This is a genomic window from Pseudomonas donghuensis, assembly GCF_000259195.1.
In the GTDB taxonomy this organism is placed as follows: Bacteria; Pseudomonadota; Gammaproteobacteria; order Pseudomonadales; family Pseudomonadaceae; genus Aquipseudomonas; species Aquipseudomonas donghuensis.
In genome coordinates this window covers 5,001-13,669 of record NZ_AJJP01000212.1, presented here as the reverse complement: position 1 = coordinate 13,669, position 8,669 = coordinate 5,001, and the positions used below count along the sequence as shown (strand labels likewise).

The 8,669-nt window shown below is 61.7% G+C and carries 7 protein-coding genes; 2 read left to right on the top strand and 5 right to left on the bottom strand.

Annotated elements, in window-relative coordinates:
- Positions 1-1,255, bottom strand: a 1,255-nt coding sequence (locus UW3_RS0102095; protein WP_010220524.1) for an amidase, incomplete at its 3' end; no start/stop codon positions are given.
- A gap of 105 nt (positions 1,256-1,360) precedes the next feature.
- On the opposite strand from UW3_RS0102095, the gene UW3_RS0102090 reads away from it, so the two are divergent.
- Positions 1,361-1,942, top strand: coding sequence for a TetR/AcrR family transcriptional regulator (locus UW3_RS0102090; protein ID WP_010220522.1), 582 nt, complete (start codon positions 1,361-1,363; stop codon positions 1,940-1,942).
- Here the strand turns inward: UW3_RS0102090 and UW3_RS0102085 are convergent.
- Both UW3_RS0102085 and UW3_RS0102080 read right to left on the bottom strand, forming a co-directional pair.
- Complete coding sequence (locus tag UW3_RS0102085; RefSeq protein WP_010220520.1) at positions 1,939-4,521, bottom strand: bifunctional diguanylate cyclase/phosphodiesterase; 2,583 nt, start codon at positions 4,519-4,521, stop codon at positions 1,939-1,941. The two genes, UW3_RS0102090 and UW3_RS0102085, sit on opposite strands and share 4 nt — an antisense overlap.
- Positions 4,522-4,578: 57 nt before the next feature.
- Complete coding sequence (locus UW3_RS0102080) at positions 4,579-5,652, bottom strand: diguanylate cyclase (protein WP_026001161.1); 1,074 nt, start codon at positions 5,650-5,652, stop codon at positions 4,579-4,581.
- 129 nt (positions 5,653-5,781) lie between these two features.
- Between UW3_RS0102080 and UW3_RS0102075 the strand changes: the two genes are divergently transcribed.
- The gene (locus UW3_RS0102075; protein ID WP_026001160.1) at positions 5,782-6,882 is read left to right on the top strand and encodes an MBL fold metallo-hydrolase; all 1,101 of its coding nucleotides are present in this window, start codon (positions 5,782-5,784) and stop codon (positions 6,880-6,882) included.
- On the opposite strand, the gene UW3_RS0102070 is transcribed toward UW3_RS0102075, so the two are convergent.
- Together UW3_RS0102070 and UW3_RS0102065 are read right to left on the bottom strand one after the other, a co-directional pair.
- Positions 6,879-7,772 (bottom strand): formate/nitrite transporter family protein, encoded by an 894-nt coding sequence (locus tag UW3_RS0102070; protein WP_010220517.1) that lies wholly within the window; start codon positions 7,770-7,772, stop codon positions 6,879-6,881. The genes UW3_RS0102075 and UW3_RS0102070 overlap by 4 nt on opposite strands.
- Before the next feature lie 51 nt (positions 7,773-7,823).
- Entirely contained in the window at positions 7,824-8,630 is an 807-nt protein-coding gene (locus tag UW3_RS0102065; protein ID WP_010220516.1) for an aminoglycoside phosphotransferase family protein, read from the bottom strand.
- Positions 8,631-8,669 lie beyond the last annotated feature (39 nt).

Genomic DNA, 8,669 nt, shown 5'->3' with positions numbered 1-8,669 from the left:
CCAGGGCAGTGAAGGGGGAGTGATTGAATCCCCGGTGCATCCAGCCCAGCCCATCGACCTGTTCTTGACCTGCGTTGTAGTCGCCGATGACCGGCGGCAGCTCGCTCAGGGTCGGGCTCAGCAACAGGTCAAAGCGTTGGAAGAACCCGCCCAGTTTCCGACTGACCAGGTTGCGCTGATCCATCGCCGCGAGCAGCTCGGTAGCCGACAGTGCTTTGCCATAACGGTGCAGCGCCAGGGTTGCCGGTTCCAGCCATTGAGCGTTGAGCGGGCGGCAAGTCTCGGCACTCAGGGCATCAAGCCAGGCTGCGGTGTTGCTGCCCCAGAAGCGCGCGTTCATCTCGACGAAAGCCTCCCACGACAGACCGATATCCAGGTCTACCTGCTGGCAGTGGTGACCAAGACTCTCCAGGGTTCGGACCAATCCCTGAAGCGCCTCGACCATCAGCGGATTGCTGCGCCGGCCATTGAGCGGATGCCACTGCACGGCAATTTTCAAGGTGCCAGGTGCTTGCTTCAGCGCGCTCAGGTAACTGCTTTGTGCAGGGGCCAGCGGGTACGGATCGCCCGCTTGCGCCCCGGCCATGCAATCGAGCAGCAGGGCGCTGTCGCGCACCGTACGGCTGAGCACACCCTGAACCGCTAGGCCGTTCCAGGCTTCGTCCATGAATGGCCCCATGGAAATCAGCCCGCGTCCGGGCTTGAGCCCGAACAAGCCACAGGCCGCCGCTGGCACCCGGATCGAGCCGCCGCCATCGGTGGCATGGGCAACCGGTACCATGGCGCTGGCCACCGCGGCCGCCGAGCCACCGCTGGAGCCACCGGCGCTGCGGTTCAGGTCCCAAGGGTTGCGGGTCGGGCCGCACAGGCGCGATTCGGTGGTGGTGCTGATGGCCAGTTCCGGCGTGGTGGTACGCCCCAGGGTGAGCAGTCCGGCGCGGCGAAAACGCTGCATCAGGAACGAGTCGGCCGTGCTGGCGGTGCCTTGCGCCAGGCGACTGCCGAACTCGTGGGCGCGGCCCTGCATGCTGATTGCCAGGTCCTTGATCAGAAATGGCACGCCGTACAACGGTCCTTCGGCGCAGGCGGGCAGCGGTTCGTCGTGCCAGTGTTCGGCCAGGGCATTGACCTTTGGCTCCACGCTGGCGATAGCCTGCTGCGCCGCTGCCAGCACTTCATCGGCACTGACTTGTCCTTGAGCAATAAGCTCGGCCAGGCCGATGGCATCGAATTGCACATATTCACTCACCTTCATGGCGCACTCCCGCGACAATTGACGATAAAATACCGATGGGTATCGAAAGATACTCATGAGTATAGAGTGATACTTGTTAGTATCGTCGTCAACTGGAGTGAGCCCATGCGTTCGCAACGAATCGCCCGTCTGCCCCCGCGCGAGCGGGTCCTGGATGCTGCCCACGAGCTGTTTTTCAACGAGGGCATCACTCGCGTCACTGTCGATGCCATTGCCGCGAAGGCCGAAACCACCAAGATGACCGTGTACCGGCACTTCGAGTCCAAGGATGTGTTGGTACTGGAGTGGTTGCGTCTGATGATGGCCGAGTACGACGAAGTCTGGGGGCGTTTGGCCGAGCAGTTCAGCGCTCAGCCCGCGCGACAGATCCTCGGTTTTGCCGAGTTTCTGGTACAGGAGCCGGTGCTTTCTTCGCACCGTGGTTGCGCCTATACCAATACCCTGGCAGAGCTACCGGTGTGCGACAGCCCGGCGCGCGAGCTTATCGAGGCGCACAAGCGTCGTCAGGCGGCCCGTCTGGTGCGCTTATGTGAAGCGTCGGGGATCGCCGAGCCTGAGCAGGCAGCGTTCGAACTGACGCTGCTGCTCGAAGGCGTGCAGATCGTGGCGCAGAACAAAGGTTTTGACGAGGTCGGCCCGAACCTGCTCAAGCTGGTACGCGCCCGGCTTGGTTTACCTGCGGCCTAGGAGACGTCGGCGCGGCTGTTCTCACCGGCTTGCAGCAGTGCTTCGAAGGCCAGCTTGTCGATCGGCTTGCTCAGGTAGTAGCCCTGCACCTCATGGCATTGCTCCTTGCCCAGGGCCTTGAGTTGCTGCTCGGTTTCCACCCCTTCGGCGGTGACGGTCAGGCCCATGGCCTTGCCCAGGTTGATGATCGCCTGAACCACGGCGCGGTCGTTGCCGTCGCTGCTGAGCCCGGCGATGAAGCGCTTGTCGATCTTGATGCTGTCGAATGGGTAGGTGCGCAGGTAGCCCAGTGACGAGTAACCGGTGCCGAAATCATCCATGTTCAGGCGCACGCCCAGCTCCTTGAGCGCATTCATGGTGCTCAACGCGCCTTCGATATCGTTGAGCATGACGTTTTCGGTGATCTCCAGCTCCAGGCGCTGGGCCGGGAATCCGGTCGCGACCAGGATCTCATGAACATCCTTGACCACGTCGCTGCGCGAAAACTGTGCGGGCGACAGGTTGACCGACACCAGCAGGCCCTCCGGCCAGTGGCGGGCGGTCTCGCAGGCTTCGCGCAATACCCAGCGGCCCAGGGGCACGATCAGGTCGGTCTGTTCGGCCAGGGGAATAAAGGTGTCCGGGCCCAGCAGGCCTTCGACCGGATGCTGCCAGCGCACCAGCGCCTCGACCGACACGATCTCAAGGGTTTCCAGGCGGTAGCGTGGCTGGTAGTGAAGGATAAACTCACCGTTCTTCAGTGCCTTGCGCAAGTCGTTTTCCAGTTGGCGGCGGTACTGGATCTGCTTGTTCATTTCTGGCGAGAAGTAGCGCCAGGTGTTCTTGCCTTCTGCCTTGGCCTGATACAGGGCGATATCGGCGCAGCGGATCAGCTCGCCGGCATCGAAGCCCTGCAGGCGCGTCTGCGCCACGCCCAGGCTGGCGCCGATGTGCAGGGCCTGTTCTTCGTAGTGGATCGGCTGGTGCAGGCTGTCGATCAAGCGTGCACAGAAGCGATCGATCTCGTTGCGGCTGTCCATGCCGTTCATTACCAGCACGAATTCATCACCACCCAGGCGCGCCACCAGGTCGCCGTCGCGGGTCGATTCGCGCAGGCGGGCAGCGACTTCCAGCAGCACGGCGTCGCCGGCGGGATGGCCAAGGGAGTCGTTGATCGGCTTGAAGCTGTCCAGGTCAAGCAACAACAGGGTCAGCGGTGTAGCGTCCGGGCCCTTGAGCAAGGCCTGGTCGAGAAAACGCGAGAGCTTGTTGCGATTGGCCAGGCCCGTCAGCGCATCATGCATCGACAGGTGCTGGATGCGCGCGTGGGCAGCGACTTCATCGGTAATGTCGCTGGCGGTGCCTCGATAGCCGGCCAGTTTGCCGTCAAACACAATCGAGCGGGCTGAAACCCGGCAAAACCGTACCTGGCCACTCTGGTCGCGATAGGCGCAGCGCAGGTTGGCAACTTGCTGCGAGTCGGTATCGGCCTGGTTGTCGAGCCACTGTATCAGCGGCGTGGTCTCGCAACTGAGCAGTTGGTTGAGCGGTTGGCCGAGCCAGTCCTCGCTCTGAAAGCCCGTCACGGTGACGAAGCGCTGGGACAGGTAGCTCAGGCGATGATGACGGTCGGTTTCCCAGATCCAGTCCGATGCGGCCTCGGCCACTGCGCGAAAGCGCTGCTCGCTGGCTTCCAGCGCCTGGTTAGTAGCCTGCAGGTTGCGCAGGTTGGCGTCGATTTCCTGTGATGTGCGCAAGGCGTAGCGGAAGAAGTAGACCATCAGCAAACCCAGTACCAGCATGGCGCCTAGCAACGGCGGCAGCACGGCCCAGAGCAATTGCTCGCCGGGGCGCGGGGTGATCCAGTCAAGCCGGTAGCCGGTATCGCCAAGCTTCAGGCTGGGTTGATCCGCCAGCGGCGCGTCGGCTTTTTCGATGTGCATGCCGCTCAGGCCGACGCCGCTGCCCAGGCGGGTGAGTTTTTCCGGCGTCAGTTGATCAACGAAGAGCATCACCGAGGTGGTTTGCGGGTCGATGCCCAGCACTTCGTCATCGGGCCGAATGGCCGCAGCCACCAGTACTGCGGGCCAGCCGTTGAACAGCACGTGTTCGGTAATCTGCTGGCGTTCGGCAGCGACGTTGCGCGCCTTGGCGATGATCGGGCCTAGTGGGCTTTCTATATAGGTATCGGCCGGGGCCTTGCTTAGCTGGCCCTTGAACAGGGCGTACTTGGTCGTCTGGTCATCGATGACGAACACCCCCTCGTAGCCGCTGGCGGTGTACAGCGAGTCGCCAACGTTTTTCTCTTCATACGCCCAGTGCAGGTCGGCGCTGCCATTGAGGTGATCATAAGCGGCGTTCCATACCGCGTAACTGGAAAGAAACTGCCGGGATGACTCCAGCCGCTGCTCCAGGGCCTTATGGGCGTAGAAGCTGCTTTTTTCCCGCTCGTTGGTGTTGAGCGTGGCAGCGATATTGAACAGTGCCCCCAAGGCAATCAGACAGGCAAGTGCGAACAACGCCGCGATGGCGGCAATGAGTTTGCGTGTTTGCAAGCTGGGGCGTTGGCTGGCTGGCAGAGCATCGGCAATCCTGTCCATACTCGGGCTGGTCCTTGTTGAGCTGCATCCCTGCGGCCTGGCCGCGCGGACGAACGTTCACTCAGGATAGGCCAGCTTCAGCGCAGTGAGGTCCGAATCGGCGAAATTGACCTGATTACGGCCACCTTTCTTGGCGCAATACAGGGCTTTGTCCGCTTCATTGAGCCAGGCTTCCGGGTCGGGCAGGGCGTCGCTGCAACTGGCCAGGCCGATACTCAGGCTGATGTGCAGCTCCGGTAGCTGTGGGTTGCGGTAGCTGCCGACCCGTTCGCGCAGGCGTTCCATGGCCTGCCTGGCGTCTTCCAGGCGGGTATCCGGAAGAATGACGCAAAATTCGTCGCCCCCGTAGCGTCCGGCCAGGTCATCATCGCGCAGGGTGCGCTTGAGCTCATTGCTCAACTGGTGCAGGACGCAATCGCCGACGACATGGCCGTAGGTATCGTTGATGGTTTTGAAGTGGTCGATGTCGATGATTGCGATCACCGCTTCGCGGCCTTGCTGCTGGCAGATCTGGAACTTGAGCTGCAGCAGGTCTTTCCATGAGCCATGATTGAGCAGGCCGGTCAGGCTGTCGGTGCGGCTCAGGGCGCTTAGCCTGCGCTTGTGTTCAGACAGCTTCATCGCCAGGCGATAACAGACCCAGCCGACCGCCATGGGGTAGAGCGTCAGCATCGGCAGGCACGCATAGACTTGCAGGGTGGTTGCGTGCAGTTGTAGCCCGGGGCCGAACAGGGCGATCGACAACAGCATGCCCAGGCCCTGGATCAGCAGGCCCCTGAAGAACAGACGCTGGCCGCCGGCAGCGAAGTTGTTCATGGCCATCATCGCCAGGATCGTCACGCTGGGCAGCGGGTTGAACTGCAGGGTGGCGGTCCAGAACCCGCCCATCAGCGAGTCCAGTTGCAGGTTGCGGTACTCGGCGTGGTACGGGACGTTGGCGCGCAGGGCGATTTGATAGGCCAGGTGCGGCCAGACCAGGCCGTTGAACAGCAGCAGGGTCCAGGCCCATGAGGGCACAGGCAGGCTTGAAATCCCGGCCATTACGCTGAGCATGCCGATCCCCAGGCCGATGATGCGCGGCAGGTAAATCCGCTTTACAAATGAAAGTCCCTTGCCGCTTTTCTTTTCCATCATGGATGCTGGTCTATTCCGGGGCGCCGTTTATCGCATAAATGCTGTCAATATTGTTGAACAATCGCAGGCTATTGAAAAATGGCCTTACAAGCCATTTCACGGTTGATGCAATCACTGTGGGGTACCATGAAACTGATCTTCATCCTTGGAGTGTTTCTGCTCATGGCCCCGCTGACTCCCCAGGCCGGTGAACCGGCGCAACGCCAGGATGGGCGCTATCGCAACCAGGTGCAGTTGCCCCAGGACGGGGTGATGAAAAAACTGCGCATCGGCCTTAAATACCTGCTCCTGAAAAAGCCCGCCGATACCCGGCCCAGTGTCAGCATTGCCGTGCAGCCCCTGAGCCGCCAGCAGCTGCTTGAAGCACCGGATCATAGCGTCTGGCGCTTGGGGCATTCCACGGTACTGTTGAAACTGAGCGAGCGCTTCTTCATCACCGACCCGGTGTTCGCCGAGCGCGCCTCGCCAGTGCAATGGGCCGGCCCCCGGCGTTTTCACCCGCCACCACTGAAGCTCGACCAATTACCGCCGTTAACCGCGGTGATTCTCTCCCACGACCACTTCGATCACCTCGACGAGCAGGCCATACGTCAACTGGCCAACAGTGCCGAATACTTCATTGCGCCTCTGGGGGTGGGCGATATTCTGATTGGCTGGGGTGTGCCGGCGAGCAAGGTCCGGCAATTGGATTGGTGGCAGGAAACCAGCGTCGAAGGCGTAAGGTTTGTCGCAACCCCGGCGCAGCATTTTTCCGGGCGCGGCCTGTTCGACAGCAACAGTACCCTGTGGGCATCCTGGGTGATGATCGATGACCAGCTGAAGGTGTTTTTCAGTGGCGATACCGGCTATTTCGACGGCTTCAAGGAGATCGGCAAGCAGTACGGCCCCTTCGACCTGACCCTGATCGAAACCGGCGCCTACAACGTCAACTGGCCCGATGTACACATGCAGCCCGAGCAAAGCCTGCAGGCGCACCTTGACCTGCGCGGGCGCTGGTTGCTGCCGATCCATAACGGTACGTTTGACCTGTCCACCCACAGTTGGCGTGAACCGTTCGACCGCATCCTGGCGTTGGCCAATGCCGCACAGGTATCGCTGAGCACGCCGCAGATCGGCGAGCGGGTCAGCCTCGATCAACCGCACAGTGGTCCGGCCTGGTGGCAGTCCAAGCCACAACGGGAGCTGCGTCAGGGCGGCGAACGGGTGCTGGCGGCGCGAGAGCCCTAGGGTTTCTTGCCTGCCGACTGGTCTTTTTGCCGGTCACGCCGGGGTAGGGCAGTGGACGGCTTGCTGCTGTCGCTACGCACCTGGGCGTGGCTGATCAGGGCGAAAATGAAGCTGCCGCCAATGATGTTGCCGATCAGGGTCGGCACGGCGAAATCCAGCCAGAATGCCGTCCAGCTGACTTCGCCGGCCCAGACCAGGTAGGACACTTCCACGGAGCCGACGACGATATGGGTGAAATCACCCAGGGCCATCAGGTAGGTGATCATCAGGATGATCCACGCCTTGGCGCTTTCCATCGACGGGATCATCCAGACCATGGTGGCGATCATCCAGCCCGAGATGATGCCTTTGGCAAACATCTGGTTCAGGTCGTTATCCATCACCTTGTGGCCGACGTCGAGGAAGGCGACGTCGGTCTTGCTGTCGAAGATCGGCAGGTTGAGCATCACATAGGACACCAGGATGGTGCCGGCCAGATTGCCGAGCAGTACCACCGACCATAAACGTAGCAAGCGACCGAAGTTGCGCAGGCTCGGTTCGGTCATCACCGGCAGTACCGCGGTCAGGGTGTTTTCGGTAAACAGTTGCTGGCGGGCCAGGATCACGGCAAGAAATCCGGCCGAGTAACCCAGGCTGGCGATCACCTGGCTGCTGTCGTCTTCGGGCAGGCGCGAATAGAACAGCCCCATGGCCATCAGCGACAGGCCCATGCTCAGCCCGGCGGCAAGCGCCGACCAGAACAGCGCGGCGATGGTGCGCTCCAGCTCCTGGTCACCCTGGAAACGAATGATCTCGTGCAATACCGCCGCGCGGGGTGGCTGGTTATGGCTGACTTCCTGCTCTTCGTCTGCAGATAGGCCGGGGGTTTTGCCGCTTTGCGCTTCACTCATGGCGGTGGCTCATCTATGGGGTGCCTTATCTACAGATCGATGCTGCTTCGATTAGTTGCTTGCCTCCAGCAGGTTCAGTGCCAGTTGCGCGACCTGCAGGGGCGTGCGGGCGTCTTCGTGCAAGTCATCCTCGAGAAACCAGGCCGCCGACAAACCACACCAGGCGACGATCCACTGCAGCATGTGCTGACGAGGCAGGTCGGCTGTTTCGCATACAATCTGCAAGCGCCGCTGAAAACAGTGTGGGTCGGTGGCCAGAGCGTGGGTCGGATTACAGAACAGGTTGGCATAGTCGAAGGCGCGGTCGCCGTAGAGGTGCTTGGGGTCGATGGCCAGCCAGCCTCTGTTGCCGAAGTCGAGAACGTTGCCGTGGTGGATATCTCCATGCAGCACCCTCTGTTCGCCGGGGGAGGCGAGCAACTGGCTGGCAATGTCGGCGCAACGTCGGTACAGCCCGCCATTTTCTTCGGCGGCGGGCCACAGGCCGGAAAACCAGGGTTGTAGCTCGACCAGTGGCGGCAGCGGCTGGTCCCGTGGTGCATGCAGGCGGGCAATCGCCGCGCAAAGGATGCGCGTGGCCTCTTCGTCGCGACCGTGTTGAGCATGATCGGCCAGTGAGGCGGTCCCCTGAGCACGCTCAAGCAATACGGCGTGATCGATGTGTTCGAGCACCGCGGCGGCGCCTTGGCCATCCCACCACTGCATCAACAAGGCACCGGACTGTTCTTCGGGTTCGTGGGCGATCTTGAGCATCGCTGCCTTGCCTTTATAAAGGACGGGCAGCAAGTGGCTGCTGTGGGTGATGATTGGCTCGCCGTCGGCGGTCAATTGCCAGCGTTGCAGGTAAGGTTCAAACATAGTGCCTCCCAGGGCAGGCCGGTACTCTCTATACAAGGT

Bases quoted from the DNA above. Each gene is read 5' to 3' on its own strand.
- UW3_RS0102085 (WP_010220520.1), bottom strand. From the start codon at position 4,521: ATGGACAGGATTGCCGATGCTCTGCCAGCCAGCCAACGCCCCAGCTTG.
- UW3_RS0102065 (WP_010220516.1), bottom strand. From the start codon at position 8,630: ATGTTTGAACCTTACCTGCAACGCTGGCAATTGACCGCCGACGGCGAG.
- UW3_RS0102075 (WP_026001160.1), top strand. From the start codon at position 5,782: ATGAAACTGATCTTCATCCTTGGAGTGTTTCTGCTCATGGCCCCGCTG.
- UW3_RS0102080 (WP_026001161.1), bottom strand. From the start codon at position 5,652: ATGGAAAAGAAAAGCGGCAAGGGACTTTCATTTGTAAAGCGGATTTAC.
- UW3_RS0102090 (WP_010220522.1), top strand. From the start codon at position 1,361: ATGCGTTCGCAACGAATCGCCCGTCTGCCCCCGCGCGAGCGGGTCCTG.
- UW3_RS0102070 (WP_010220517.1), bottom strand. From the start codon at position 7,772: ATGAGTGAAGCGCAAAGCGGCAAAACCCCCGGCCTATCTGCAGACGAA.